Source organism: Caulobacter sp. CCG-8 (assembly GCF_037402475.1).
In the GTDB taxonomy this organism is placed as follows: Bacteria; Pseudomonadota; Alphaproteobacteria; order Caulobacterales; family Caulobacteraceae; genus Caulobacter.
Genome location: NZ_JBBEUD010000033.1, coordinates 1 through 25,161, shown reverse-complemented (window position 1 = coordinate 25,161; position 25,161 = coordinate 1). Strand labels below are relative to the sequence as shown.

Below are 25,161 nucleotides of genomic sequence, written 5' to 3'. Positions count from 1 at the left end.
CCCTCCGGCAGGAGCCGACCATGACCGATCTCACCACCCGAGCTGGACGCATCGCCGCGCTGAAGGCCGCCGCCAAGGACCGCATCCTGATCCTCGACGGCTCGTGGGGCGTGATGTTCCAGAAGAAGAAGCTGTCCGAGGCCGACTATCGCGCCGAGCGCTTCGCCGACTACGACGGCCAGATGAAGGGCAACAACGACATCCTGTGCCTGACCCGGCCAGACCTGGTGGCCGAGCTGCACGACGCCTATTTCGCCGCCGGCGCCGACATCTCCGAAACCAACACCTTCTCGGGCACCACCATCGCCCAGGCCGACTACGGCCTGGACGCCGTCACCGTACGCGACATCAACTTCGAGGGCGCGCGCATCGGCCGTTCGGTGGCCGACCGCTGGAACGCCGAGAACCCGGCCACGCCGAAGTTCATCGCCGGCTCGATCGGCCCGCTGAACGTGATGCTGTCGATGTCGTCGGACGTGAACGACCCCGGCGCGCGCAAGGTGACCTTCGACCAGGTCTACCAGGCCTATCGCGAGCAGGTGGCGGCGCTCTACGAGGGCGGGGTGGACCTCTTCCTGATCGAGACCATCACCGACACGCTGAACTGCAAGGCCGCGATCAAGGCGATCCTGGACCTGCGCGACGAGGGCCACGAGGAGCTGCCGATCTGGATCAGCGGCACCATCACCGACCGCTCGGGCCGCACCCTGTCGGGCCAGACGGCCGAGGCGTTCTGGAACTCGATCAAGCACTGCAAGCCGTTCGCCGTGGGCTTCAACTGCGCCCTGGGCGCCGACCTGATGCGCCCGCACATCGCCGAGATGGCCCGCATCGCCGACACCCTGGTCGCCGCCTATCCGAACGCCGGCCTGCCCAACGCCATGGGCGAGTACGACGAGGAGCCGCACCAGACCGGCCACCAGCTGCACGAGTGGGCCAAGGACGGCATCGTCAACATCCTGGGCGGCTGCTGCGGCACCACCCCCGACCACATCCGCCACGTGGCGGACGAGGTGCGCGGCGTGAAGCCCCGGGCCATCCCCGAGCGTCCCAAGGCCATGCGCCTGGCGGGCCTGGAACCGTTCGAGCTGGCTTAAGAGATGCGCACCACTCTTCTCTTCGGCGGCATGAGCCGCGAGCGCCTGGTCTCGGTGGCCAGCGCCAAGGCTCTGGCCAAGGCGCTGCCCGAGGCCGACCTGTGGTTCTGGGCGCCCGACGACCAGGTCTACGTCGCCAGCGACGCGGTGCTGCAGGGCCATGAGCGGCCGTTCGAGATCGACCTGCCGACCGAAGGCGCGCCGATCGGCGGCATCGAGGCCGCGCTCGACAAGGCCAAGGCCGAGGATCGGGTGCTGTTCCTGGGCATGCACGGCGGCGCGGCCGAGAACGGCGACCTGGCGGCCCTGTGCGAGGCGCGGGGCGTGGCCTTCACCGGCTCGGACAGCCAGTCCAGCCGCCTGGCTTTCGACAAGATCGCCACCAAGGCCGCCGTGGCCAAGGCCGGCGTCGTCGCCCCCTCGACGGTCGAGCTGGCCGATGCGGAAGCCGCGCTGGCCCAGTACGGCAAGCTGGTCGCCAAGCCGGTGGCCGACGGCTCCAGCTACGGCCTGATCTTCGTCAGCCAGGCCGCCGACCTGGACGCGCTTCGGGCCGCCGCCGCGCGCGAGGCCTATGTGATCGAGCCCTTCGTGACCGGCTTCGAGGCCACCTGCGGGGTGTTGGAGCAGGACGGCGAGGTCTTCGCCCTGCCGCCGGTCGAGATCCGCCCGGCCGACGGCGCCTTCGACTATGTCGGCAAGTACCTGGCCAAGACGACGGAAGAGATCTGCCCGGCCACCTTCGCGCCGCAGATCAACGCCGCCATGCAGGACGCCGCCCTGAAGGCCCACAAGACCGTGGGCGCCGGCGGCTATTCGCGCAGCGACTTCATCGTCAGCCCCAACGGCCCGATCTTCCTGGAGATCAACACCCTGCCGGGCATGACGGCCGCCTCGCTGTATCCCAAGTCGCTGAAGGCCCAGGGGATCGCGTTCCGCGACTTCCTGGACGGCCAGATCGCCCTGGCGGTCGCGCGCGCCAAACGCGTCGGCGAAGGGGCGGCCTGACCATGAGCGCCTGGGCCCACGGACCTTTCGACAACGACGACGCGCTGGACTTCATCGAAGACCTGGCCGAGGCGCCCGGCTGGCGCACGATCACGCAGGCGCTCGACCACGTCTCCAAGACGGCGAGCTATCTGGAGGCCCCCGAGGGCCAGATCGCCGTGGCCGCCGCTGCCATCGTCGCGGCCGCGGTCGGCGAGGCGACGATCCTTCCCGACAATCACCGCGAGCTGAAGGCCGCCCTCGGCGCGCCGCCGGAAGGCTCGGTCGCCCTGGCGCGGTCGGCCCTGGCCCGCGTGGTGGCCCCGGCCTCCGAACTCGACGAACTCTGGCAGGAGGGTGACGGCCACGACGCGTGGCTCACCCAGATCGCCGCCCTGCAATCGACCTTGAGCAAAGCCCAATGAGACCTGTCTTCGTCAATATCGGTGAGCGCACCAACGTCACCGGCTCGGCCAAGTTCAAGAAGCTGGTCGTCGAGGGCGACTACGCCGCCGCCCTGTCCGTGGCCCGCCAGCAGGTGGAAGCCGGCGCCCAGGTCATCGACGTCAACATGGACGAGGGCCTGCTGGACTCCAAGCAGGCCATGATCACCTTCCTGAACCTGATGGCGGCCGAGCCCGACATCGCGCGGGTGCCGGTGATGATCGACAGCTCCAAGTGGGAGGTGATCGAGGCCGGTCTGAAGTGCGTGCAGGGCAAGGCCATCGTCAACTCGATCTCGATGAAGGAGGGCGAGGCCAAGTTCATCGAACAGGCCCAGCTGTGCCTGCGCTACGGCGCGGCCGTGGTGGTCATGGCCTTCGACGAGGTCGGTCAGGCCGACACCGCCGCCCGCAAGATCGAGATCTGCGAGAAGGCCTACAACATCCTGGTCGACAAGGTGGGCTTCCCGCCGGAAGACATCATCTTCGACCCCAACATCTTCGCCGTGGCGACCGGGATCGAGGAGCATGACAACTACGCCGTCGACTTCATCGAGGGCACGCGCGAGATCAAGAAGCGCTGCCCCTACGCCCGCATCTCGGGCGGGGTGTCGAACGTGTCGTTCAGCTTCCGCGGCAACGAGCCGGTGCGTCGCGCGATCCACTCGGTGTTCCTGTACCACGCCATCGAGGCGGGCATGGACATGGGCATCGTCAACGCCGGCGACCTGCCGGTCTACGACACCCTGGACCCGGAGCTGCGCGAGGCCGTCGAGGACGTGATCCTCAACCGGCCGCAGCGCACCAACGTCTCCAACACCGAGCGCCTGGTCGACATGGCCCCGCGCTACAAGGGCGACAAGAGCCAGGTCCAGACCGCCAACCTGGAATGGCGCAACGGCACGGTGAATGAGCGCATCACCCACGCCCTGGTCAACGGCATCACCGACTATATCGATCAGGACACGGAGGAAGCCCGCCTGTCGGTCGAGCGTCCGCTGCACGTGATCGAAGGCCACCTGATGGACGGCATGAACGTGGTCGGCGACCTGTTCGGCTCGGGCAAGATGTTCCTGCCCCAGGTGGTGAAGTCGGCCCGCGTTATGAAGCAGGCCGTGGCCTGGCTCGAGCCGTTCATGGAGGCCGAGAAGGCCGGCAAGCCGCGCGAGCAGGCCGGCAAGGTGCTGATGGCCACCGTCAAGGGCGATGTCCACGACATCGGCAAGAACATCGTCGGCGTCGTGCTGCAGTGTAACAACTACGAGGTCATCGACCTGGGCGTGATGGTCCCGGCCGACCGCATCCTCGACGAGGCCCGGAAGCACAAGGTCGACATGATCGGCCTGTCGGGCCTGATCACCCCGTCGCTGGACGAGATGGTGTTCGTGGCCGCCGAGATGGAGCGCCAGGGCTTCACCATGCCGCTGCTGATCGGCGGCGCCACCACCAGCCGCACCCACACGGCGGTCAAGATCGAGCCGGCCTATCGCGCCGGTCCGACCACCTACGTGCTGGACGCCAGTCGGGCGGTGGGCGTGGTCTCCAACCTGCTGTCGGCGAACGAGCGCGACCGGGTGATCGCCGAGACCCGGGCCGAGTACGTGAAGGTGCGTGAGCAGTACGCCCGCGGCCAGACGGTCAAGGCCCGCACCGCGATCGACGAGGCCCGCAGGCGCAAGTACGCCATCGACTGGGCCGGCTACGTCCCGCCCAAGCCGGCCTTCATCGGCGCGCGGACCTTCGAGCCGTCGCTGGAGGAGCTGGTCCCGTTCATCGACTGGTCGCCGTTCTTCGCTAGCTGGGAGCTGATCGGCCGCTTCCCGCAGATCCTGGAGGACGACGTCGTCGGTCAGGCCGCCACCGACCTCTATCGCGACGCCCGCGCCATGCTCGACAAGGTGGTGGCCGAGAAGTGGTTCGGGGCCAAGGGCGTGGTCGGCTTCTGGCCGGCCCAGGCCGACGGCGACGACATCGTTCTCTATACAGATGAAACCCGCTCGACCGAGCTGACCCGCCTGTTCACCCTGCGCCAGCAGATGGACAAGTCCGAGGGCAAGGCCAACCTGGCCCTGGCCGACTTCGTCGCGCCGGTGGGACAGGGCGCCGACTACATGGGCGGCTTCGCCGTCACCGCCGGCCACGGCGAGGACGAGATCGTCAAGAAATTCAAGGACGCCGGCGACGACTACAGCGCCATCATGGCCTCGGCCCTGGCCGACCGCCTGGCCGAAGCCTTCGCCGAGTGGCTGCACTACAAGGCCCGCGTCGAGCTGTGGGGCTACGCCGCCGACGAGCGCGAGGACGTCGATGTGATGATCGCCGAAAAGTACCAGGGCATCCGCCCGGCGCCCGGCTATCCGGCCCAGCCCGACCACACCGAGAAGGGCACGCTGTTCAAGCTGCTGGACGCCGAGGCGGCCACCGGCATGATCCTGACCGAGAGCTACGCCATGAGCCCCGGCGCGGCGGTGTCGGGCTTCTATTTCAGCCATCCGCAGAGCCACTATTTCGGCGTCGGCAAGGTCGATCTCGACCAGGTCGCGGACTATGCCCGCCGCAAGGGCTGGGACCTGGCCCTGGCCGAGAAGTGGCTGTCGCCGATCCTCAATTATGACCCGGCCGCTCGGGCGCGAGGCGAGGCGGCGTAACCCCCTCAGTCGCTCCGCGACAGCTCCCCCAGAGGGGGAGCATCTGCTCGGCGTAGATCCTTCCCCTTTGGGGGAGGTGGCCCGAAGGGCCGGAGGGGGGCTGGGCCGCCTACGGCGCCGGACACCGTTCCGCCGTGTCCTTCAGCCGCTCGATCAGCCAGCGTCCCGCCGGACCCGGCGGCGTGTCGGCGCGGTGGGCGGCGTACATCGGCATGATGTAGCCGCCGGCCGGGGCGTCGCGCATCTTCAGCTCGACCAGGTCGCCGGCGGCGATGTCGTCCTCGACCCGATCCCAGGGCATGCCGCCCCAGCCCAGGCCCGCGCGCAGGAAGGCGTGCTTGGCGCCCATGTCGGCCAGCCGCCAGGTGCGGGCCGAGAACACCCCGAACTCCCGGCCTTCTGTCAGCTTCGAACGGTCGGTCAGCACCAGCTGGATGTGACCCGCCACGTCCTCGGGGCTCAGCGGGCCGGGCAGGGCGGCCAGGGGATGGCCTGCGGCGGCCACCTGCACCATGCGCAGCGAGATCAGCCGCTCGCGCGTCAGCTCCGGCGGCGCGTCGGGCAGCGAGCCCAGCACCCCGAAGGCGCAGCGGCCGTCCAGCACGGGCGCCAGCACCGCGCCCAGGGCCTCGACATGGATGCGCAGGGTGGTGTCCGGGAAATGATGCTGGAAGTCGCCGATGGCGTGGGTCAGCACCACCATCGGGAACAGCACGTCGACCACGATCGAGACCTCGGGCTCCAGCCCGCCGGCCAGGCTGGCGGCGCGGGCCTTGAAGGCGTCCATGCGCCCGGCCACCTCGCGCGCCTCGACCAGCAGCGCCCGGCCGGCCTCGGTCAGGACGGGCAGGCGGGCGGCGCGGTCGAACAGCCGCACGCCGATCTGGCCCTCGAGGTTGGCCAGGGTCTGGCTGACCACCGACTGGGCCCGGCCCAGCCTGCGACCGGCCGCCGAGAAGCTGCCCTCGTCGGCGGCGGCCAGGAAGGTGCGCATCTGGTCGAGGGTGACGCCGTCCAACATCGATCGATCCTCATCCATCGGTTCTGGCGATGGATATCATCCAATCATATAGGCTGCTGCGCTGGGTTCGAAAGGCCTAAATCACCCGTCGCGCCATAGGGCGCTTCGGAGTTCCAAGGTCATGAAACTGCTTCACATCGATTCCAGCATCCTGGGCGCCGGCTCGGTGAGCCGCACGCTGTCGGCCGCGATCGTCGCCGCCCAGACCGCCCAGCATACCGGTCTCGACATCGTCTATCGCGACCTGGCCGCCCAGCCGCTGGACCACCTGACGGGCGCCCACCTGGCCGCCGGCCAGGGCGCGACGCCGGAGAGCGCCGCGATCGCCGCCGACATCGCCTCGGGCCAGGCCGCCATCGACGAGTTCCTGGCCGCCGACATCGTGGTGATCGGCGCGCCGATGTACAATTTCTCGATCTCCAGCCAGCTGAAGGCCTGGATCGACCGCGTCGCCGTGGCCGGCCGCACCTTCCGCTATACCGAGAACGGCCCCGAGGGCCTGGCCGGCGGCAAGACGGTGATCATCGCCTCGTCGCGCGGCGGCTATTACGGCGAGGGCACGCCCGCCGCCGTCATGGACCACCAGGAGACCTATCTGAAGGGCCTGTTCGGCTTCCTGGGCGTCACCGACATCCGCTTCATCCGCGCCGAGGGCGTTGCCCTGGGCGAGGAAGCCCGCGGCAAGTCGCTGGAGACCGCCCAGGGCGAGATCCTCAAGCTGGCGGCCTAACCGCCGACGCTTGCCGGACCGATGCTAGGCGTCGGTCCGGAGGCTTTCCATCAGTCCGTCCCAACCCGCCATCGTGGCCCGGACGATCCCCTCGAGGGTCGCCCGGGTCGCGCCGTCCCGGGCCTGGATCGACATGCCCTGCTGGACGGTGGCCAGATAGGTGGCGACGGCCCGGACATCGGTTCCGGCCGGCACGTCGCCCTCGACCTGGCCCCGCCGGAGCCGGGCTTCCAGCAGATCGATCGCGCCGGCCCGGCCGCGCACCAGCGCCTCGCGCAGGGCCCCGTTGGCGTCGCCGCCGGGCAGGGCCGACAGCACCACCATGCAGCCCGGCGGCTTGTCGGGCCGGGTGAAGGCGCGGGCCGAGGCCGCCAGCATGCCTTCGCACGCCTCCCGCGCCGTGGCGGCCGTCTCCAGCCCGCCCCAGATCCCTTCGTTTTCGGTGGCCCCGTACAGGGCCAAGGCTTCGGCGAACAGCGCCTCCTTGCAGCCGAAGGCCGCGTAGAGGCTGGGCGAGGCGATGCCCATGGCGGTCGTCAGCTCGCTCATGGACGCGCCCTCGTAGCCGCGCGCCCAGAACACTTCCATCGCCTTGGCCAGGGCTGCGTCGCGGTCGAAACCCCGCGGTCGTCCTCGTTCCGCCATTGTGAGATCGCAACTTTCGTGAATTCTGTATCGATCGATAAATAAGGCCCTTGATCTGGGGCGACAAGGTCATAGGTATTTCTGTATCGATCGACACAGAAAGGAATCGATATGAGCGATCTCAGCGGGAAGCGCGCCCTGGTCACCGGCGCCAGTCGGGGCATCGGCGCGGCCATCGCCCTGCGCCTGGCCCAGGACGGCGCCGACGTGGCGATCACCTACGAACGGTCGGCCGACAAGGCCGCCGAAGTGGTCAAGAGCATCGAGGCCCTCGGCCGCAAGGCCGTCGCCCTGAAGGCGGACGCCGCCGATCCGGCCGCCGTGCGCCAGGCGGTGGACGACGCCGCCGCGGCGCTGGGCGGGCTGGACATCCTGGTCAACAACGCCGGCCTGGCGCGCGGCGGGCCGATCGAGAGCCTGACCCTGGACGACATCGACGCGATCCTGGCCGTCAACGTCCGCGCCGTGGTCGTGGCCTCGCAGGCCGCCGCCCGTTACCTGCCGCAGGGCGGCCGCATCATCTCGATCGGCAGCTGCCTGGCCGAGCGCGTCTTCACCCCCGGCATTTCCATGTACGCCATGAGCAAGTCGGCCCTGGTCGGCTGGACCAAGGGCCTGGCCCGCGACCTGGGTCCGCGCGGGATCACGGTCAATGTCGTGCATCCGGGGCCGACAGACACCGACATGAACCCCGCCAGCGGACCCCAGGCCGACGGTCTGCGCGCCCAGATGGCGATCCCGGAATACGGCAAGCCCGAGGACATCGCCGCCCTGGTGGCCTTCGTGGCCGGCCCGGAAGGCCGGTTCATCAACGGCGCGGGCCTGACCATCGACGGCGGCGTCAACGCCTAAACGACCGAAACGGGGACGCAGGCTCGGCGAGTGTGCGTCCCCGTCGAACTCGGCTAGGTTTCCCGGCGAATCCGGGAGACCCAGCATGAGCCAGTTCAATCGACGCGACGTTCTGGCGCTGGGCGCCGCCACCCTGGCCCTGGGGACGACGGGCAAGGCCCTCGCCGCCGCATCCGGCGACGCCGCCGCCGAGGCCCTGCTGTCCCAGGTCGCCGAGGACCTGATGCGGGAATATCCCGAGAACGCCTCGGCCCTGGGTCTGGACAAGGACAAGCGCGCCGCCCTGAAGTCCAGTCTGACCGACCGCTCGCTGGAGGGCCGGGCCAAGCTGGCCGCCGCCGCCAAGGCCCGGGTCGCGAAGATGAAGGCGGTCGACCGCAAGACCCTCAGCCCCGCCGCCGCGCTCGACCTGGGCGTCGTCCAGACAGCCCACGAGCTGGCCGTCGAGGGCTTCGACTTCCCCTATGGCGACGCCATCGGCCTGTCGTCGCAGTGGTCGTACCGCAACGCGCCGTATGTGGTGGCCCAGAACACCGGGGCGTTCGTCGAGACGCCGGACTTCCTGGACAGCCTGCACGGCGTGGCCAATGCGGCCGACGTCGAGTCCTACCTGCATCGCCTGGAGCTCTACGCCGCCCAGCTGGACGGCGAGACGGCGCGGCTGAAGCACGACGGCGCCTTGGGCGTGATCGCGCCGGACTTCCTGCTGGACAAGACGCTGAAGCAGCAGAAGGGCGCCCGCGCCCAGCCGATCGCCGACTGGGGTCTGGTCGCCGGCCTGGCCAAGAAGGCCAAGGACATCCCGGGCGACCACGCCCGCCGCGCCGCCGCCATCGTCGAGGGCAAGATCGCCCCGGCCATGGACCGCCAGATCGCCGAGCTGCTGGCCCACCGCGCCAAGGCCACGTCGGACGCCGGCGCCTGGAAGCTGCCGAACGGCGAGGCCTACTACGCCTGGGCGCTGCGGGCCGGCACCACCAGCCGCATGACGCCCGACGAGGTCCACCAGATGGGCCAGGAGCAGCTGAAGGCGTTGTTCGCCCGTATGGACGGCCTGCTGAAGGCGCAGGGCCTGACCCAGGGCAGCGTCGGCGCGCGGATGAAGGCGCTGGGCGAGAAGCCCGAGAACCTGTTCCCCAACACCGACGAGGGTCGGGCCCAGATCCTGGCCTATCTGAACGGCCGGGTGGCCGACATCCGCACGCGCCTGCCCAAGGCCTTCGCGACGCTGGTGCCGGGCAACCTGCTGATCAAGCGCGTGCCGGTCGAGATCCAGGACGGCGCGCCGGGCGGCTATGCGGCGGCCGGTTCGATCGACGGGACCGTGCCCGGCAACTACTACATCAACCTGCGCGACACGGGCATGTGGCCGCGCTACGGCCTGCCGACCCTGACCTATCACGAGGGCCTGCCGGGCCACATCTGGCAGGGCGAGTACACCTACAAGCTGCCGCTGGTCCGCTCGCTGCTGGCCTTCAACGCCTATTCGGAAGGCTGGGCGCTGTACGCCGAGCAGCTGGCCGACGAGCTGGGCGTCTACGAGGGCGATCCGCTGGGCCAGCTTGGCTACCTGCAATCCATCGCCTTCCGCGCCTGCCGCCTGGTGGTCGATACGGGCATCCACGCCAAGCGCTGGACCCGCGACCAGGCCATCGACTGGTTCGTCACCACCAACGGCTCGACCCGCGAGGAGGTGCAGGGCGAGGTGGACCGCTACTGCGCCTGGCCGGGCCAGGCCTGCGGCTACAAGGTGGGTCACAGCGAGATCGTCCGCCTGCGGAGCAAGGCCCAGGCGGCGCTGGGCGGCCGCTTCGACCTGCGCACCTTCGACGACGCGGTGGTGATGGGCGGCAACGTCCCGCTGACCGAACTGGAGGGCGTGATCGACACGTACATCGCGGGTAGGCGCGCGGTTTAAGGCCCCATAAATCCGCTCATCCCGGCATTCGCCGGGATGAGCGGAGCAGGGGATGCCGGGGAGCTAGCCAAAGCTATCGATTTACCCCCATCCTCTTCCCGCACGGGGGCGTTCGATCCCCGGCGGGCACAAGGGGGCGAACGTGGGCGACAAGGGCATCAACCGCCGGGCGCTGGGCGCGCTCGCCGTGGGCGGGGCGGCCGCCGCGAGCCTGAGCGGCTGCGAGCGGGCCGGGCCGACCGAGGCGACCGTCAAGTCGCGGCAATTCCCCAGCGACTTCGTCTGGGGCGTGGCCACGGCGGCCTTCCAGACCGAGGGCTCGCCCACCGCCGACGGACGCGGCGCCACCATCTGGGACACGTTCGAGAAGCTGCCCGGCAAGATCAAGGACGGCTCGAACGCCGACGTCGCCACCGACAGCTACCGTCGTTACGCCGAGGACGTCGATCTGATCGCCGGGGCGGGGCTGAAGGCCTTCCGCTTCTCGATGGCCTGGTCGCGGGTGCTGCCGACCGGGTCGGGCACGGTCAACGCCGCGGGCCTGGACCACTACGAGCGGCTGGTCGACGCGTGCCTGGCCAAGGGGATCGCGCCCTACGCCACCCTGTTCCACTGGGACCTGCCCCAGGCCCTGCAGGACAAGGGCGGCTGGAGCGCGCGCGACACCGCCAAGAGCTTCGCCGACTACGCCGCCGCCGTGGCCGGGCGCATGGGCGTCCGCCTCAAGCACTTCATCACCCTCAACGAGCCGGCCGTGCACACGGTGTTCGGCCACGTGCTGGGCGAGCACGCGCCGGGGCTGAAGGACATCGCCCTGCTGGGTCCCACCACCCACCACATGAACCTGGGGCAGGGGCTGGCGATCCAGGCCCTGCGGGCGGCCCACGGCGACCTCAAGATCGGCACGACCCAGGCGCTGCAGCCCTGCCGGCCGGCGGGCGGGGCGGCGGCGTTCTGGAACCGCCCGGCGTCGAGCGGGCTGGACGCCCTGTGGAACCGCGCCTGGCTGGACCCGCTGCTGAAGGGGACCTATCCGGGGCTGATGGACGACTTCCTCAAGGGGCACGTCCGCGACGGCGACCTGAAGACCGTCCGGCAGCCGATCGACTTCCTGGGGGTCAACTACTACGCCCCGGCCTATGTGAAACTGGACCTGGCCAGCCCCAGCCATATCGCGCCCGCCGCTCCGCCCAAGGGCGCCGAGCTCGACGCTTTCGGACGCCAGATCGACCCGTCGGGCCTGGCCGAGGTGCTGAAGATGGTCCGCGACGACTACGGCAACCCGCCGGTGATGATCACCGAGAACGGCTGCTCGGACCCGTTCGGCAACGGCCCGGCCGTGATCGACGACGGCTTCCGCAGCCAGTACCTGCGCCGCCACCTGGAGGCGGTGAAGAGCGCCATGGAGTCCGGCTCGCGGATCGGCGGCTACTTCACCTGGACCCTGATCGACAATTGGGAGTGGGACATCGGCTACACGTCGAAATTCGGCCTGGTGGCGATGGACCGGACCACGGGCGTGCGCACGCCCAAGGCGTCTTACGCCTGGTTCAAGCAGGTGGCGACGACGGGGACGTTGCCGACGGGGTAGGCGCGGCCGGGGACACGCGCAGGCGCATGTCCCCGATCGTTCAGTCCGCCTTGCAGATCAGCACGTTCTTGCCGCCGCGCTTGGCGGGGGTCAGCGTGCCGGCGCAGGGCTTGGGATCGGCGGGGTCGATGATGATCTCGCCCTTGGCGGCGATCGGCATGGCGGCGGGCTTGGCGCCGATCGGCGGCAGGTCCGCGGCCGGCTTCTTGGCGGCGGGCTTGGTCGTGGCCGGCTTCGGGGCGGGCTTGGCCGTCGAAGCCTTGGTCGCGGCGGGCTTGGCCGGGGCTTCGGCCACGGGCGCGGGGGTCTCGGCGACCGGCGCCGGAGCCTCGGGCTCGGCCGCCTGAGTGGCTTCGGGCGGGGTCTCGGGCGCGGCTTCCGGAGCGGGGGCCGCTTCGGCGGGCGCGGCGCCTTTCTTGACGTTGTAGTTCAGGGCCTGGCCGAACAGGTTGGACTTGGTCTCCAGGGCCTTGGCGCGGGTCTCGCAGTCGCCGGGCGGGCTCCAGCTCATCCACACCTGGGCCAGGCGGGCCTTCTCGACCTGGTCGGCGCCGGCCCAGACCGAATGGCCCTTCTTGATCGCCGCCGCGCCGTATTCCGAGATCGGACGGGGGCTGGCCTTCTCGGCCGCGACGATGGCCGAGCGGTAGACCACCAGGTCCTTCTTGGCCTGGTCGCGCATGGCCGGATATTCCTTCATGGCCGCGGCGAAGCCGTCCGGGCCGGGGAAGGTCTTCTCGATGCGGGTCACTTCCGGCATCACCTTGTCGTACAGCTCGACATAGCCGCCCAGCGCGCCATAGCACCAGCCGACATAGCCGTAGTCGTCCGTCGGCGGCGTGGCGGCCGGGGTGGTGCGGGGCGGAGGAGCGGTCGGAGCCGGCGCGGTGGAGACGGGAGCGTCCTGGGCGATCAGGGCCAGGGCGAAAAGGAAGGCGGTCGCCATGCGGGCGGAAGTCCTCTTGTAGGGCGTCGCTCGAGAGAGTCGGTCGCGTTCGAATAGAGCATTTCCGGCCTCATTGGGACCGGAGCGTGGCGCCCGGATGTTTTGCACCGCGGTCGGCCAAGCGGCGCCATAACGAACGGATAAGCCAAAAAGCTCCCTCTTGCGGCAAAGATTCCTGTGTGCAGCCGAGCGTTGCGAAGATTGCCCGTTCTTCCACACGTTACAAAGTTTCAATGTGCGCCGCAGCAAGGACCGGGTGGGGGCGCGGCGTTTTTGTGCTAGAAGGCGAAAAGGGAGCGTGGTCCGTTGAGAGGCGGGGACGTGCCTCCGCCGTCATCACTCCGCCACGCTTCTGGACTGTCGTCGCTGCCATGACCTTCTGGCGTAACATCGCAACCCTCGCCGCGCGGCGGCTGGACCTGGCCGAGTGCCAGGAATGTCCGCCCGGCCTGCCGGGCCAGGACCCAGCCTTCTCGACGGCGGTCACGGCCCTGGGGGCCAAGCTGGCCAAGGCCGACGGCTCGGCCGACGGCGACGAGTACGCCGCCTTCGCCGAGGTGTTCCACCCCGACCCCGAGTCGGAGAACAACATCCATCGCCTGTACGACCTGGCGCGGCAGACGACGCACGGCTTCGAGAGCTACGCCAAGCGGCTGGCCAAGCGCTACCGCACGTGTCCGCAGATCCTCGAGGACGTGCTGGACGGCCTGTTCCACATCGCCAAGGCCGATGGGGCGGTGACCCAGGAGGAGCTGGCCTATCTGGAGCGGGTGGCCGACCTGTTCGGCATGTCGCCCCTGTCCTTCCGCCGCCTGACCGCCACCCACGTGGGGACCGAGCCGGACGACCCGTACCGGATCCTCGACGTGCCGGCCGACGCCGACGACGCGGTGGTGCACCAGGCCTGGCGCTCGGCCATGTCGGAAGCCCACCCCGACCGGGCCCGGGCCCGCGGCCTGCCGCTGGAGTTCATCGAGGTGGCCGAGGCCAAGTCGGCCGCGATCAACGCCGCCTTCTCGACGGTGATGCGCGAGCGCCGCGAACTGGCCGGGCTCCCCGCGAACTAGTTGGCCGCGAACTAAGCCGTCATTTCGCCGTGGTTAGAGCGGAATTCATTTTGCGGAACGATCCGCTGGGTGTTCAGTTGACGTTCACGAGTGTCGCCCCATCTTGATTTGCGAGGGCGGGGCACGCCTGCGAGGACGACGATGGAGACGGTTGGCACTTCTTCAGGCAAGGCTACCGGTATCGCTTGGCGCAGCCTGGCCACTGTGGCCGGCGCCGTGGCCACCTCGATCGCCGTCGCCGTCGCGGCCGTGATCGCGGTGGTGTTCGCCGCCACTCTGGTGGTCATCGGCTTCATGGCCACCGCGCTCCTGGGCCTGGCCGCCTTCGCCTTCCGCGGCCGCTCCTCCGCCCGCGCCGCCGCTCCCAGCGGCGATCCCGGCCTGATCGAAGCTCGCCACATGGGCGGCCACTCCTGGGTGGCCTACGGCTGGAACGAGCGGCGCTGAGACCCGCCTAGGCCCGGCTCAGCCGAGCCGCCTCCAACGCCTGCTGCATCACCGACTGCGCCTCCGGCGTGACGGCGTTCTGGACGCCCGCGAACACCATGCCCGCCGGCCGGTCGATGAAGACGTGCGCCCACCACAGGCCGTTCGACCCCACGTGACCCAGGCTGCCGTTGGCGTCGACGCCCCAGCCCAGGGCGGAGTAGCCGCCGAAGGGCGGGGTCTGCAGGCGTTCCCACGACGCCCGGCTCAGGAAGGCCTCGGGGCGATCACGATGGGCCTTCAGATAGGTCAGCAGGTCGCCGAGACCGACGTGCGCCAGCCCGGCCGGGCCGAGGACGACGGGCAGGTCGGCCTTGTCGCGCCGGGTCTCGGGATGCAGGGCGCCGTCCAGGCCTCGGGCGTGACCCAGGGGCTGCCGAGGCGGGCGGCCGGCCTGGGGCGGGCCGAAGCCGGCGCTCTTCATGCCCAGGGGCGAGAAGACCCGCTCGCGCATCAACTGCTCCCAGGATCGGCCCGTCACCGTCTCGAGCATGGTCGCCGCGACCACGAACCCGGCGTTGCTGTAGCTCTCGACCTGGCCGACCGCCGCCAGGGGCGGTTGCTTCAGGGCCGCCTGCGCATAGGCCAACCGTTCGGCGCGCGGATCGGCCAGCGGCAGCCGGCTGAACCGGGCGTCGGGATCGGGCGCGTCGTGCGCCAGGCCGGAACGGTGCGACAGCAGGTGCAGCAGGTTGGCCTGGCCGTAGGCCGGGTCGAAACCGATGCGGGGACCCAGGATCTGGGCGATGGTGGCGGTCCAGTCGATCTGTCCCGCCTCGACCAGCCGCGCGGCCAGGGTGGCGGTCATCGATTTGGTGTCCGAGCCGATATGCCACTGGTCCGAGGCGGCGACCGGGATCGCCGCTTCCGTCGAGCGCCGGCCTTCGACCAGCACGTTGTCCGGGCCGCCCTTGAACGCCCAGCCCGCTCCGAAGGCCGGGGCGCCGGAGATCGCGTGCAGTTGCGTCAGCCGGGCCGCCGTGAGCGGCCCCGGCGCCAGCACCGTCCGGTCCACCTTGAACAGGTCGCCGCGCCTGAACGTGATCGGATAGGATTGGCCGTCCTGGGTGACGACGCCCTCGAGCGCGTCAGGACCCGAAAGGCGGCCCTCGAAGGCGATGTCGTTGGTCTTCCATTCGAGGGACAGGGTCGGGGCGGACCACTGGAACCGGCTGGCCTCGATCGTGAGCTCGCCCATGTCGATGATGGTCAGGCTCGCCCGCCCGTCGGCCACCGTCACCTTCGAACGATAGGGGCGGCCTTCGGCGATCATCGTCCCGGACCAGACGCCGATCGGCGGGGCGTCGGCCGCGAACGCGGCGACCGGAATGGCCGTCGCGGCGGCCAGCGCCAAGGCTCCGCGGAGGTGGTCTCGGCGCGTCGATGTCATGGGGCCCCCTGGTTTCTCCATTTTCGATAGGCGCGACCTTGGGTTGTCAAGCGGCGCCGCGCGGGGAGCGCCCCTTGCCCTCGGCGGCGTCTTGCTGGACAGTGGTTCAAACAACTGTTCGCGGGAGGACGACATGATCGGCGTGGTGGCGGTGCTGAAGGTGCAACCGGACAAGGCGGCGGACTTCGAGAAGGTGTTCCTGGACCTGCAGAGCAAGGTGAAGGCCAACGAGCCGGGCTGCCTCGTCTATCAGCTGACCCGCAGCCGGGCCGAGGCCGGCGTCTACAAGGTGCTGGAGCTCTACGCCTCGAAGGACGCGCTCAAGCATCACGGCGGGACCGACTATTTCAAGGCCGCCGGCGCGGCCATGGGGCCGTTCATGGCCGGCGCTCCCGAGATCGAATATCTGGACGCGGTGGAGTAGGGACCTTGGATCTCGCCTTCTCGCCCGAGGACCTGGCCTTCCAGCAGGAGGTCCGCGACTGGATCGCCACCGCCTTCGACGACGACCTGCGCCGCAAGGTGGCGCAGTCGAAGAACGGCTATCTCGACAAGGCCGGCCAGGTGAAGTGGCAGAAGAAGCTATACGAACGGGGCTGGGCCGCGCCCGACTGGCCGGTCGAGCTGGGCGGGGCGGGCTTCACGCCGTCGCAGCGCTACATCTTCAACATGGAGCTGTCGCTGGCCGGCACGCCCAACCCCTCGCCGATGGGGCTGAAGATGTGCGCGCCGGTGATCATGGCGTTCGGCACGCCCGAACAGAAGGCCCAGCACCTGCCGCCGATCCTGTCGTCCGACATCTGGTGGTGCCAGGGCTATTCCGAACCTGGCTCGGGCTCGGACCTGGCCAGCCTGCAGATGAAGGCCGAGCGAGACGGCGACGACTACGTGCTGAACGGCTCGAAGATCTGGACCACCCACGCCCAGTGGGCCGACTGGATGTTCTGCCTGGTGCGCACCTCGACCGAGGGCAAGCCGCAGGAGGGCATCTCGTTCCTGCTGCTGCCGATGACCCTGCCCGGCATCCAGATCAAGCCGCTGCCCACCCTGGACGGCCCGGCTGAGGGCGAGCAGGAGATCAACCAGGTCTTCTTCGACAATGTCCGCGTGCCGGTCGCCAACCGGATCGGCGAGGAGAACAAGGGCTGGACCTACGCCAAGTACCTGCTGGAGTTCGAGCGCGGCAACGCCTACGCGCCGGGCCTGATGCACATGCTGCGCAAGGTCAAGAAGATGGCCGCCCTGGAGCGCGCCGACGACGGCGGGGCGCTGATCGACGATCCGGAGTTCCGCCGCAAGGTCGCCGAGCTGGAGATCGCGGTGGAGTCGCTGAACGCCACCGAGCTGCGGATCTTCTCCGGGCGCGGGGCGGGCAAGACGGTGGGCTCGGCCTCGTCGATGCTGAAGCTGGCCGGTTCGGAAACCCAGCAGGCGATCACCGAACTGGCCCTGGAGGCGGTGGGAAGCTACGCCGCGCCGTTCGTCCGCGACACCTGGGCCCCGACCAACGACGGCCGCGCGGGTCCCGACTACGCCGGCCCCGTCGCCCCGGCCTATTTCAGCTACCGCAAGACCACGATCTATGCGGGCTCCAGCGAGATCCAGAAGAACATCATCACCAAGCTGGTGCTGGGGATCTGACGCTGCGGGAGGTGGCGGCGAAGCCGACGGAGGGGGCGTCTTGCCGGTCCAAACTTGGTTTCAGTTTTTCTGCATGGTCTTGAAACGAAACCCACCGCATAAGCTTTCAAACAACTGTTTTCTCCGGAGCCGCCCATGGCCCTCGACGCCCTGTTCAAGCCGTTCGAATTCAAGTCGCTGAAGCTGCCCAACCGGGTGGTGATGGCCCCGATGACGCGGTCGTTCTCGCCCGGCGGCGTGGCCACCGACGACGTGGCCGCCTACTACCGCCGGCGCGCCGAGAACCAGGTCGGGCTGATCGTCACCGAGGGCACGGGCGTGGCCCGGCCGGCCTCGCTGAACGACGCCAACATCCCGCGCTTCCATGGCGAGAAGGAGCTGGCGGCCTGGAAGAAGGTGGTCGACGAGGTGCACGCGGCCGGCGGCCTGATCGCGCCGCAGCTGTGGCACGTGGGCTCGGCCAAGGGCAAGGACGTGCTGGGCAAGATCGACAGCCCCTCGGGCCTCTCCAAGGCGGGCGGCAATCCGTTCACCGAGCCGATGACCGACGAGGACGTGGCCGACACCATCGCCGCCTTCGCCGACGCCGCGCGTAACGCCAAGGCCCTGGGCTTCGACGCCATCGAGCTGCACGGCGCCCACGGCTACCTGATCGATCAGTTCTTCTGGAACGGCACCAACGTCCGCGACGACGTGTTCGGCGGGCCCACCATCGGCGAGCGCAGCAAGTTCGCCGCCGAGATCCTGAAGGCCGTCCGCGCCGCCGTCGGCCCGGACTATCCGGTGATCATCCGCCTGTCGCAGTGGAAGCAGCAGGACTACGCGGTCAAGAACGCCGAGACGCCCCAGCTGCTGGAGGCCTGGCTGCAGCCCCTGGCCGACGCCGGGGCCGATATCTTCCATTGCAGCCAGCGCCGCTTCTGGGAGCCGGAGTTCGAGGGCAGCGACCTGAACTTCGCCGGCTGGGCCAAGAAGCTGACCGGCGCCCCGACCATCACGGTGGGCTCGGTGGGCCTGTCGGGCGAATTCATCGCCGCCTTCGGCGGCGAAGGCAGCCAGCCGGCCTCGCTGGACGGCCTGCTGGAACGCCTGGAGCGCGACGAGTTCGACCTAGTGGGCGTCGGCCGCGCGATCCTGCAGGACCCCGAATGGGTGGTGAAGGTCCACGAGGGCCGGACGGACGAGCTGCAGAACTTCGAGCGCTCGGCGCTGGGGGTGCTGTACTGATCTGAGCTTTCCCTCCCCCTCGTGGGGAGGGGGGCCCTGGCGGAGCCAGGGTCGGGTGGGGCTTGATGAGTCAGCAGGCCCCACCCGTCCGCTTCGCGTCCACCCTCCCCATGAAGGGGAGGGAGCAATCGTCAAGCGATCGTCGTCACCAGCCCGCCTTCCGCTTTCAGCGAGGCGCCGTTGGTCGCCGCCGACAGGGGGCTGGCGACATAGGCCACCAGGCTGGCGATCTCCTGCGGCTCGATCATCCGCTGCAGCAGCGACGACGAGCGGTGCTTGGAGAAGAACTCGGCCTCGTGCTCCGCCGTCGAGGCGTCCGGGTTGCTGGACACGCTTTTCAGGAAGTCGGCGATGGCCGCCGCGCGGGTCGGGCCGGGCAGGACGGAATTGACCGTCACGCCGGTGCCCTTGGTCTGCTGGGCCATGCCGCGGGCGACGGCCAGCTGGGCGCTCTTGGTCATGCCGTAGTGGACCATCTCGCCCGGGATCGCGAGGCCGCTTTCGCTGGAGATGAAGATCACCCGGCCCCAGTCGCGCTCCAGCATGCCGGGGAAATAGCCGCGCGACAGGCGCACGCCGCTCATCACGTTGACCTCGAACAGGTGCAGCCAGTCCTCGTCCGGGATGTCGGCGAACGCCTTCATCTCGTAGATGCCCAGGTTGTTGACCAGGATGTCGACGCTGGGGACGGCCTTCAGGATGGCGGCGGCGCCGTCGGCCGTGCCGGCGTCGGCGAGCACGCCCTCGACCTTGTCTCCGCCCGAGGCGCGGATGTCGGCCAGCGCCTCGTCCAGCTTGGCCTGGCTGCGGCCGGTGACGAACACCTTGGCGCCTTCCACGGCCAGGGTGCGGGCGATCTCCAGGCCGATGCCGGCGGTCGAGCCGGTCACCAGGGCGGTCTTGTCTTGCAGTTTGAGGTCCATGGCTGGGCTCCGTTGTCTGACGAGGCCTCAGATGGTCCCGCGACGACGCCAAACTACGCCGCCGCGGCGACCTGGACTTGTGAATTCAAGTCACGATCAGGACGATCACGCGTTGAAATTCAGCTTCAGGCCCGGCCTGGGCCAACGGGCCTTGTAGAGCTTGCCCGTGCCCGACGCCGTGATCCAGGCGTCGCGCATGTCGGCCCCGCCGAAGCAGATGTTGGTGACGATCACGTCCGGGAAGGCGAAGTGCTCGGTGGTCCCGTCGGGCGAGAAGGCGGTGATCCCGCCGTTGATGATCGTGGCCACGCAAACCATGCCGTCGGCCTCGACCGCCAGGCTGTCCAGCAGCTGGTAGCCCGGCAGGTTGCAGACCACGTTGCCGGGCTGCAGGGGCGCGGGGTCGGCCAGGACGCCGGGCGAGGCCACGTCGAACGACCACAGCCGCCCCAGCATGGTGTCGGCCATGTAGACCGTCTTCTCGTCGGGCGAGAGGCCCACGCCGTTGGGCGAGACGAAGTGGTCGCGCCAGCGGGTGATCTTCGAGCCGTCGGCCAGGGCGTAGTACAGCGCCCCGTACTTGCGGCCCTCGGGCGTCGAGCAGCCGTGGTCGGTGAACCAGAGGCCGCCTTGCTTGTCGAACACCAGGTCGTTGGGCCCGACCAGCCGCTTGCCGTCGCATTCGGTGTAGAGCGTGGTGATCGCCCCGGTGGCGATGTCGACCCGCTGGATCGAGCCGCCCGTGTGCGTCGGCGGCGTGGGGCCGGGGATGTTCAGGCCGTTGGCCTCGAAGAACTGGAAGGCGCCGCCGTTGTTGGTGACGTAGATCGCCCCGTCCGGGCCGATGGCCGCGCCGTTGGGGCCGCCGGGGACCTCGGCGACGGTCTCCTTGCGGCCGTCGGGATGCACCCGGGTCAGGACCTGGCCCTGGATCTCGGTGAGGATCACCGAGCCGTCGGCCATGGCGATCGGGCCTTCCGGAAACCGCAGACCCTCGGCGACGAGTTCCAGCTGCATGCGTCTCTCCCTGGGACGGCGCCTCTGACGGGCGCGCCCAGGGAGTAAACGGGCGTTTGAAGGTGGCGGCAAGTTTCCGGTGGGGCAGCGTCCGGGACGGGGACATGCCCTTGCGGCGTGTCCCCATCGGCAGTCACGGAGCCAAGACTTGGGGACACGCCCCAAGGGCGTGTCCCCGGCTCTAGTTCAGATCATAAAGCTCATAGGCGATCAGGCCGCCGTCGCCGCCCAGGAAGGCGCGGCCGTGGGCCGAGCGGACCAGGGCCTCGCGGTCCACCCACTTGGGCGTGGCGTCCGAGGCGTCGGCGCCCTCCATGGCGCAGGGCACGGTCAGGCGGACGGACTGGCGGGGCTTGAAGCGCTTGCCGCGCTCGGCCCGGATCGCCCGGCCGAACACCCGGCAGCTGGCGACCTCGCCGCCGTCCAGCAGCCGCACCTTGACCACGTTGAAGATCACCACGTCGGTGGCCGCGGCCCGCGCCAGGCTGTCGCTCTGGCCCAGGCTGACGTCGGCGGATGCGGCTCCGGCCGCGCCCAGGGCCAGCACGCAGAGCAGGGCGGTCAGCTGACGCATCATCGGCGCTCCAGCACACGAAAGACGAAGGCGTGGTCGTCGTCCGGACCGGCAGGATGCGCCTCGCGGCGCACTTCCGTCCAGGCCGCTTCGTCGAAGGCGGGGAAGCTGACGTCGCCCTCGACCTTCGCCTGGACCTCGGTCAGGTAGAGGCGCTTGGCCTTGGGCAGGGCGGTCTCGAACAGGGCCCGGCCGCCGATCACGCAGACCTCGTCGACGCCGTCCTCGGCCGCCTGTTCCTTGGCCATCTGCACGGCCTCCAGGAAGCTCTCGCAGACCACGGCCTGGCTAGGGTCGAACGAGCCGTCGCGCGACAGCACGATGTTCATCCGGCCGGGCAGGGGCTTGCGGGGCAGGCTGTCCCAGGTCTTGCGGCCCATGATCACCGGCTTGCCCATCGTGCAGGCCTTGAAGATCTGGAGATCGGACTTCAACCGCCAGGGCAGGTCGTTGTCGCGGCCGATGACGCCGTTGAGCGAACGGGCTACAGGGCCGACGGTAAGGATAACGGACATGGGGCCTGTCTTAGCCCCCAACCCCGCAGGATGTCGATGAGTCGACGCTAGCGGGCGGGAGCGGTCAGCACCAAATGCTCGCGTTCGGGCGTCACGCCGGCCCGCCAGACGAGTCGGGAAAGCATGACCACATAGGCCTGCATCCGCCCCCGGGTGGCCAGATCGGCCTTCGCCCCGTGATCGACCGCCGACAGGGTCCCGCCGCCCGACCGCGCGCCCGCCAGCGGCTGGGCCAGGGCGGCGGCGAGACCGGCGCCGCTCGACCAGTCGTGATCGGTCAGGGAGATCGCCTGCAGGGTCTCGAACGGCTTGTCCGCCGAGCCGTCCTTGACGGCGGCCAGGGTCTGTTTGGCGATCTCGCTGACCGGCTTGCCGTCAGCGCCCGTCATGGTCTGGCGCATGGTCAGTTCGTTCGTGCCGTCGATGTGCAGCATGGCGATCGTGGGCGCGGCGATCTCCGGCGGCGCGCGCAGCGAGGGGCAGATCTCGCCGGCCGAAAGATTGCAGATCTCGGTCTTGGCCAGTTCGCCGTACAAGCTGGCGGCCAAGCCGGGGTCGGCCTTGTCCAGCCCGGTCTCGTCGAAGCGCCAGGCGCCTTCGCGCTGGACCGTGATCGGTGCGCTCGAGGCTTGGCGCGCCTTGATGAAGGCGGCCATCTTGGCCACGGGTTCGCGCCGGGCGCGCCAGGTCGAGAACAGGTAGTCGTCGCGGACTTGGAAGGCCATGGCGCTGATTTCCAGCACGGTGTCGCCGTCCTTGGGCGACAGGCAGTAGACCATGATCTGGCCCCAGCCCGGGAGGGCGGGATCGACGACCACGCGCTTGCTCTGCTCGGCGCAGCGCGCGTTCTTGGACTGGCGGACGCCCTCCATCACCTGCGCCAAGGTGGCGCCCGGCGGCACGGGCGTGACGCTGAAGCCGATCAGATCGACATAGGCGGCGCCGCCTTGATCCTTGGGCGTGATCTCGCCCAGCTCCGAGCGGCCGTCGGCCGAATAGGTCCCGACGAACCAGCCCTGCGGGATGACCGGGACGATGATGGTCGAGCGCAGGCTGACCGGCGGCGGCGCGGCGGCCTGGGCCGACGAGACGGTCAGCGCCGCGACAAGCGCGCCGGCCAGTGCGCGAAAGACCTGAAACCGCATGAGCATCCCCCACTTGAGGTGGAAAGCTCTACCACAGGTTCATGACACGGGAAGACGGCGGTCGCCGTCAGGCGCCGAACGGGACCACGATCTGTTGGGCCGAGGCCCGGGCGATCAGTTCGCCGTCGGGGCGGCGGAAGTCGGCCTCGACATGGATCATGCCCTTGGTCCGGGCGACCACGCGGCCTTCGATCGTCAGGACCTCGGCCTTGCCCACCCGGATGAAGTCGACCTTCAGGTTGCTGGTGCGGAACATGGCGTCGGCGGGCGCGGCGGTCATGGCCGCGAAGGCCAGGATCTGGTCGGCCAGGGCGGCGACGTAACCGCCGAACAGCGAGCCGTCGACGTTCAGCAGTTCCGGGGCCGGCGTCCAGGTCTTGCGGACCCAGCCCTCGCCCCAGTCGTCCAGGCCGCCCAGCTTCAGGGTCTGGACGACGGGCGGCAGGACGACGTCGCCGCCCTTGATCTGGTCGAGCCGGTCGGTGGCCCAGGTCAAACGGCGACCGCCGCCTTGATGTGCGGGTGGGCCTCGTAGCCTTCCAGCTGGAAGTCCTCGTATTCGAAGGCGAACAGGTCGCGCTTGTCGGCCATCTTCAGGGTGGGGAAGGGCTTGGGCTCGCGCTGGATCTGCTCGCGGGCCTGGTCCAGGTGGTTCAGGTAGAGATGCGCGTCGCCGAAGGTGTGGACGAACTCGCCTGGCTCAAGGCCGACGACCTGGGCGACCATGATCGTCAGCAGGGCGTAGGAGGCGATGTTGAACGGCACGCCCAGGAAGACGTCGGCGCTGCGTTGGTAGAGCTGGCAGCTCAGCTTGCCGTCGGCCACGAAGAACTGGAACAGGCAGTGGCAGGGCGGCAGGGCCATGTCCTCGACGTCGGCCGGGTTCCAGGCGCTGACGATGTGGCGTCGGCTGTTGGGATTGGTCTTCAGGCCTTCGACCAGATTGGCGATCTGGTCGATCGACTGACCGTTGGGCGCGGCCCACGAGCGCCACTGCTTGCCGTAGACCGGACCCAGGTCGCCGTTCTCGTCGGCCCACTCGTCCCAGATCTTGCAGCCGTTGTCCTGCAGGTAGCGCACGTTGGTGTCGCCCTTCAGGAACCACAGCAGCTCGACGATGATCGAGCGCAGGTGCAGCTTCTTGGTGGTCAGCACCGGGAAGCCCTGTGCCAGGTCGAAACGAATCTGCCGGCCGAACACCCCCAGGGTGCCGGTACCCGTGCGGTCGCCGCGCTGGACGCCGTTCTCCAGGATGTCGGCGAGCAGGTTCAGGTACTGCCGCTCGGGATGGTCGGCGGGAGCCTGTTCGGCGTGGATCGGCGCGATGGCGTTCATGGTCCCCAAGGTGGGACAGAATCAGCCTTCCATCCAGTGCGGCACAGGCACTCATCCACATCCGATGGAGACTTGTCCCTCCCCCTTGAGGGGAGGGTGGCCCTGGCGGAGCCAGGGTCGGGTGGGGTTTGATGAGTCAGAAGACCCCACCCACCAGCTTCGCTGGTCCCCCCTCCCCACAAGGGGGAGGGAAGGCGTGTTCCTTCAACCCGCGAAGCCGCCCTCGTCGAGGAACGCCTGTTCCGCCGCCGTGGTCGTGCGGCCCAGGGCGGCGTTGCGGTGCGGGAACCGGCCGAAGCGGGCGATGATGTCGCGGTGGGCGATGGCCCATTTCAGGCTGTCGGCGTCGCCGGTGTCCTTCAGCAGCCCCTCGAACAGGCCGATGCTGGTCTCCTGGTCGGCCAGGGATTCGGAATGCTCGTAGGGCAGGTAGAAGAACGGCCGCAGCGTGGGTTCGACGGCCTTGTCGTGGCCGGCGGCGATGGCGGCGGCCGCGATCGCCCGGGCCTTGCCGTCGGTGGCGAAGGCGTGGCCGCCGCCCCGGTAGAGGTTGCGGGGGAACTGGTCGAGCAGGATCAGCAGGGCCAGGGCGCCCTCGGCCTGATCCGCCCAGGCGTCGTACTTGCCCCGCGCGGCGGCCAGGTGGACGGGTTCGAACTTCAGCCGGATGGCCTCGTCGAAGGCGTCGGACTTGGCGAACCACTTGTCGGGTCCGGCGGCGGTCCAGAAGCCCAGCACGTCCTGTGGTTTGGCGGTCATCAAGTCTCTCCCGGCGGCGGCGTTCGACGGATCGCGTCGTTCAAACGCGGTTCATCGAGCAAGGACGACACTGCTTACAAGGGATGAGCGACAGGGCCGATGCAAGGCCCCTTGGAGCACTTGGAAAGCAATGAAACGTCTGATCACGACGGCTGTGGTTCTGTCCTTACTGGGCGGGGTCTCGGCGCACGCCGCCGGCGCGGG

25 protein-coding genes are annotated in these 25,161 nt (G+C 69.4%); 13 read left to right on the top strand and 12 right to left on the bottom strand.

Going from position 1 to position 25,161, the window contains the following annotated elements; all coding sequences use genetic code 11:
- Positions 1–20 precede the first annotated feature (20 nt).
- The 4 genes from WAE60_RS22845 to metH are packed head-to-tail and all read left to right on the top strand — an operon-like array spanning position 21 to position 5,175.
- Positions 21–1,097 (top strand): homocysteine S-methyltransferase family protein, encoded by a 1,077-nt coding sequence (locus WAE60_RS22845; RefSeq protein WP_029915566.1) that lies wholly within the window; start codon positions 21–23, stop codon positions 1,095–1,097.
- A gap of 3 nt (positions 1,098–1,100) precedes the next feature.
- Complete coding sequence (locus WAE60_RS22840) at positions 1,101–2,105, top strand: ATP-grasp domain-containing protein (protein WP_337689032.1); 1,005 nt, start codon at positions 1,101–1,103, stop codon at positions 2,103–2,105.
- A gap of 2 nt (positions 2,106–2,107) precedes the next feature.
- Positions 2,108–2,509 (top strand): DUF4259 domain-containing protein, encoded by a 402-nt coding sequence (locus tag WAE60_RS22835; protein WP_337689030.1) that lies wholly within the window; start codon positions 2,108–2,110, stop codon positions 2,507–2,509.
- The gene (metH, locus tag WAE60_RS22830) at positions 2,506–5,175 is read left to right on the top strand and encodes a methionine synthase (RefSeq protein WP_337689029.1); all 2,670 of its coding nucleotides are present in this window, start codon (positions 2,506–2,508) and stop codon (positions 5,173–5,175) included. The genes WAE60_RS22835 and metH overlap by 4 nt, the downstream gene beginning before the upstream one ends.
- A 109-nt stretch (positions 5,176–5,284) precedes the next feature.
- On the opposite strand, the gene WAE60_RS22825 is transcribed toward metH, so the two are convergent.
- Positions 5,285–6,196, bottom strand: a complete 912-nt coding sequence (locus tag WAE60_RS22825) for a LysR family transcriptional regulator (protein WP_337689028.1) — start codon at positions 6,194–6,196, stop codon at positions 5,285–5,287.
- A gap of 121 nt (positions 6,197–6,317) precedes the next feature.
- On the opposite strand from WAE60_RS22825, the gene WAE60_RS22820 reads away from it, so the two are divergent.
- A complete protein-coding gene (locus WAE60_RS22820) occupies positions 6,318–6,926 on the top strand; it encodes an FMN-dependent NADH-azoreductase (RefSeq protein ID WP_337689026.1) in 609 nt (202 codons plus the stop codon).
- A 24-nt stretch (positions 6,927–6,950) separates the two neighbouring features.
- Here the strand turns inward: WAE60_RS22820 and WAE60_RS22815 are convergent, their stop codons facing one another.
- Positions 6,951–7,571, bottom strand: coding sequence for a TetR/AcrR family transcriptional regulator (locus tag WAE60_RS22815; RefSeq protein WP_337689024.1), 621 nt, complete (start codon positions 7,569–7,571; stop codon positions 6,951–6,953).
- A gap of 111 nt (positions 7,572–7,682) precedes the next feature.
- Here WAE60_RS22815 and WAE60_RS22810 point away from each other — a divergent pair, with 111 nt between their 5' ends.
- The 3 genes from WAE60_RS22810 (at position 7,683) to WAE60_RS22800 (ending at position 11,932) form a co-directional block, all read left to right on the top strand.
- Positions 7,683–8,423 (top strand): SDR family oxidoreductase, encoded by a 741-nt coding sequence (locus WAE60_RS22810; protein ID WP_337689022.1) that lies wholly within the window; start codon positions 7,683–7,685, stop codon positions 8,421–8,423.
- 85 nt (positions 8,424–8,508) lie between these two features.
- Positions 8,509–10,341, top strand: coding sequence for a DUF885 family protein (locus tag WAE60_RS22805; RefSeq protein ID WP_337689021.1), 1,833 nt, complete (start codon positions 8,509–8,511; stop codon positions 10,339–10,341).
- 142 nt (positions 10,342–10,483) lie between these two features.
- Positions 10,484–11,932 (top strand): GH1 family beta-glucosidase, encoded by a 1,449-nt coding sequence (locus WAE60_RS22800; RefSeq protein WP_337689019.1) that lies wholly within the window; start codon positions 10,484–10,486, stop codon positions 11,930–11,932.
- A gap of 40 nt (positions 11,933–11,972) precedes the next feature.
- Here WAE60_RS22800 and WAE60_RS22795 read toward each other — a convergent pair whose 3' ends face one another.
- Positions 11,973–12,878 carry a hypothetical protein gene (locus tag WAE60_RS22795; RefSeq protein ID WP_337689018.1) on the bottom strand — a complete coding sequence of 302 codons (906 nt, stop codon included), beginning with the start codon at positions 12,876–12,878 and terminating at the stop codon, positions 11,973–11,975.
- Between the two features lie 371 nt (positions 12,879–13,249).
- Here WAE60_RS22795 and WAE60_RS22790 point away from each other — a divergent pair, with 371 nt between their 5' ends.
- On the top strand, positions 13,250–13,945 hold the full coding sequence (locus WAE60_RS22790; protein WP_029915587.1) for a DnaJ family molecular chaperone: 696 nt from the start codon (positions 13,250–13,252) through the stop codon (positions 13,943–13,945).
- Positions 13,946–14,086: 141 nt separating this feature from the next.
- The gene (locus tag WAE60_RS22785) at positions 14,087–14,392 is read left to right on the top strand and encodes a hypothetical protein (protein WP_337689015.1); all 306 of its coding nucleotides are present in this window, start codon (positions 14,087–14,089) and stop codon (positions 14,390–14,392) included.
- A 7-nt stretch (positions 14,393–14,399) separates the two neighbouring features.
- Here WAE60_RS22785 and WAE60_RS22780 read toward each other — a convergent pair whose 3' ends face one another.
- Entirely contained in the window at positions 14,400–15,785 is a 1,386-nt protein-coding gene (locus tag WAE60_RS22780; RefSeq protein ID WP_337689013.1) for a serine hydrolase domain-containing protein, read from the bottom strand.
- 169 nt (positions 15,786–15,954) lie between these two features.
- On the opposite strand from WAE60_RS22780, the gene WAE60_RS22775 reads away from it, so the two are divergent.
- From WAE60_RS22775 to WAE60_RS22765, 3 genes are all read left to right on the top strand, one after another.
- Positions 15,955–16,245, top strand: coding sequence for a putative quinol monooxygenase (locus WAE60_RS22775; protein WP_029915593.1), 291 nt, complete (start codon positions 15,955–15,957; stop codon positions 16,243–16,245).
- Between the two features lie 5 nt (positions 16,246–16,250).
- Positions 16,251–17,462, top strand: a complete 1,212-nt coding sequence (locus WAE60_RS22770) for an acyl-CoA dehydrogenase family protein (protein ID WP_337689011.1) — start codon at positions 16,251–16,253, stop codon at positions 17,460–17,462.
- A gap of 135 nt (positions 17,463–17,597) precedes the next feature.
- The gene (locus WAE60_RS22765; RefSeq protein ID WP_337689009.1) at positions 17,598–18,689 is read left to right on the top strand and encodes an NADH:flavin oxidoreductase; all 1,092 of its coding nucleotides are present in this window, start codon (positions 17,598–17,600) and stop codon (positions 18,687–18,689) included.
- Between the two features lie 131 nt (positions 18,690–18,820).
- On the opposite strand, the gene WAE60_RS22760 is transcribed toward WAE60_RS22765, so the two are convergent.
- The 8 genes from WAE60_RS22760 to WAE60_RS22725 form a co-directional block, all read right to left on the bottom strand.
- Positions 18,821–19,612 (bottom strand): SDR family oxidoreductase, encoded by a 792-nt coding sequence (locus tag WAE60_RS22760; protein ID WP_337689007.1) that lies wholly within the window; start codon positions 19,610–19,612, stop codon positions 18,821–18,823.
- Between the two features lie 105 nt (positions 19,613–19,717).
- Complete coding sequence (locus tag WAE60_RS22755) at positions 19,718–20,629, bottom strand: SMP-30/gluconolactonase/LRE family protein (protein ID WP_337689005.1); 912 nt, start codon at positions 20,627–20,629, stop codon at positions 19,718–19,720.
- A 181-nt stretch (positions 20,630–20,810) separates the two neighbouring features.
- A complete protein-coding gene (locus WAE60_RS22750) occupies positions 20,811–21,203 on the bottom strand; it encodes a hypothetical protein (RefSeq protein ID WP_337689003.1) in 393 nt (130 codons plus the stop codon).
- Positions 21,203–21,718, bottom strand: coding sequence for a dihydrofolate reductase (locus tag WAE60_RS22745; RefSeq protein ID WP_337689001.1), 516 nt, complete (start codon positions 21,716–21,718; stop codon positions 21,203–21,205). Before WAE60_RS22745 ends, WAE60_RS22750 begins: the two co-directional genes overlap by 1 nt.
- Positions 21,719–21,765: 47 nt before the next feature.
- A complete protein-coding gene (locus WAE60_RS22740) occupies positions 21,766–22,863 on the bottom strand; it encodes a hypothetical protein (RefSeq protein WP_337688999.1) in 1,098 nt (365 codons plus the stop codon).
- A 67-nt stretch (positions 22,864–22,930) separates the two neighbouring features.
- Positions 22,931–23,359: a PaaI family thioesterase gene (locus WAE60_RS22735; protein ID WP_337688997.1), complete on the bottom strand. Its 429-nt coding sequence runs from the start codon at positions 23,357–23,359 to the stop codon at positions 22,931–22,933.
- Positions 23,356–24,198, bottom strand: a complete 843-nt coding sequence (locus WAE60_RS22730) for a thymidylate synthase (protein WP_337688994.1) — start codon at positions 24,196–24,198, stop codon at positions 23,356–23,358. The genes WAE60_RS22735 and WAE60_RS22730 overlap by 4 nt, the downstream gene beginning before the upstream one ends.
- 204 nt (positions 24,199–24,402) lie before the next feature.
- Entirely contained in the window at positions 24,403–24,957 is a 555-nt protein-coding gene (locus WAE60_RS22725; RefSeq protein WP_337688992.1) for a DUF924 family protein, read from the bottom strand.
- Positions 24,958–25,161: the final 204 nt, after the last annotated feature.

Coding starts and splice junctions, on each gene's coding strand:
- WAE60_RS22845 (WP_029915566.1), top strand. CDS start 21: ATGACCGATCTCACCACCCGAGCTGGACGCATCGCCGCGCTGAAGGCC.
- WAE60_RS22840 (WP_337689032.1), top strand. CDS start 1,101: ATGCGCACCACTCTTCTCTTCGGCGGCATGAGCCGCGAGCGCCTGGTC.
- WAE60_RS22835 (WP_337689030.1), top strand. CDS start 2,108: ATGAGCGCCTGGGCCCACGGACCTTTCGACAACGACGACGCGCTGGAC.
- metH (WP_337689029.1), top strand. CDS start 2,506: ATGAGACCTGTCTTCGTCAATATCGGTGAGCGCACCAACGTCACCGGC.
- WAE60_RS22825 (WP_337689028.1), bottom strand. CDS start 6,196: ATGTTGGACGGCGTCACCCTCGACCAGATGCGCACCTTCCTGGCCGCC.
- WAE60_RS22820 (WP_337689026.1), top strand. CDS start 6,318: ATGAAACTGCTTCACATCGATTCCAGCATCCTGGGCGCCGGCTCGGTG.
- WAE60_RS22815 (WP_337689024.1), bottom strand. CDS start 7,571: ATGGCGGAACGAGGACGACCGCGGGGTTTCGACCGCGACGCAGCCCTG.
- WAE60_RS22810 (WP_337689022.1), top strand. CDS start 7,683: ATGAGCGATCTCAGCGGGAAGCGCGCCCTGGTCACCGGCGCCAGTCGG.
- WAE60_RS22805 (WP_337689021.1), top strand. CDS start 8,509: ATGAGCCAGTTCAATCGACGCGACGTTCTGGCGCTGGGCGCCGCCACC.
- WAE60_RS22795 (WP_337689018.1), bottom strand. CDS start 12,878: ATGGCGACCGCCTTCCTTTTCGCCCTGGCCCTGATCGCCCAGGACGCT.
- WAE60_RS22790 (WP_029915587.1), top strand. CDS start 13,250: ATGACCTTCTGGCGTAACATCGCAACCCTCGCCGCGCGGCGGCTGGAC.
- WAE60_RS22785 (WP_337689015.1), top strand. CDS start 14,087: ATGGAGACGGTTGGCACTTCTTCAGGCAAGGCTACCGGTATCGCTTGG.
- WAE60_RS22775 (WP_029915593.1), top strand. CDS start 15,955: ATGATCGGCGTGGTGGCGGTGCTGAAGGTGCAACCGGACAAGGCGGCG.
- WAE60_RS22765 (WP_337689009.1), top strand. CDS start 17,598: ATGGCCCTCGACGCCCTGTTCAAGCCGTTCGAATTCAAGTCGCTGAAG.
- WAE60_RS22760 (WP_337689007.1), bottom strand. CDS start 19,612: ATGGACCTCAAACTGCAAGACAAGACCGCCCTGGTGACCGGCTCGACC.
- WAE60_RS22755 (WP_337689005.1), bottom strand. CDS start 20,629: ATGCAGCTGGAACTCGTCGCCGAGGGTCTGCGGTTTCCGGAAGGCCCG.
- WAE60_RS22750 (WP_337689003.1), bottom strand. CDS start 21,203: ATGCGTCAGCTGACCGCCCTGCTCTGCGTGCTGGCCCTGGGCGCGGCC.
- WAE60_RS22745 (WP_337689001.1), bottom strand. CDS start 21,718: ATGTCCGTTATCCTTACCGTCGGCCCTGTAGCCCGTTCGCTCAACGGC.
- WAE60_RS22740 (WP_337688999.1), bottom strand. CDS start 22,863: ATGCGGTTTCAGGTCTTTCGCGCACTGGCCGGCGCGCTTGTCGCGGCG.
- WAE60_RS22730 (WP_337688994.1), bottom strand. CDS start 24,198: ATGAACGCCATCGCGCCGATCCACGCCGAACAGGCTCCCGCCGACCAT.
- WAE60_RS22725 (WP_337688992.1), bottom strand. CDS start 24,957: ATGACCGCCAAACCACAGGACGTGCTGGGCTTCTGGACCGCCGCCGGA.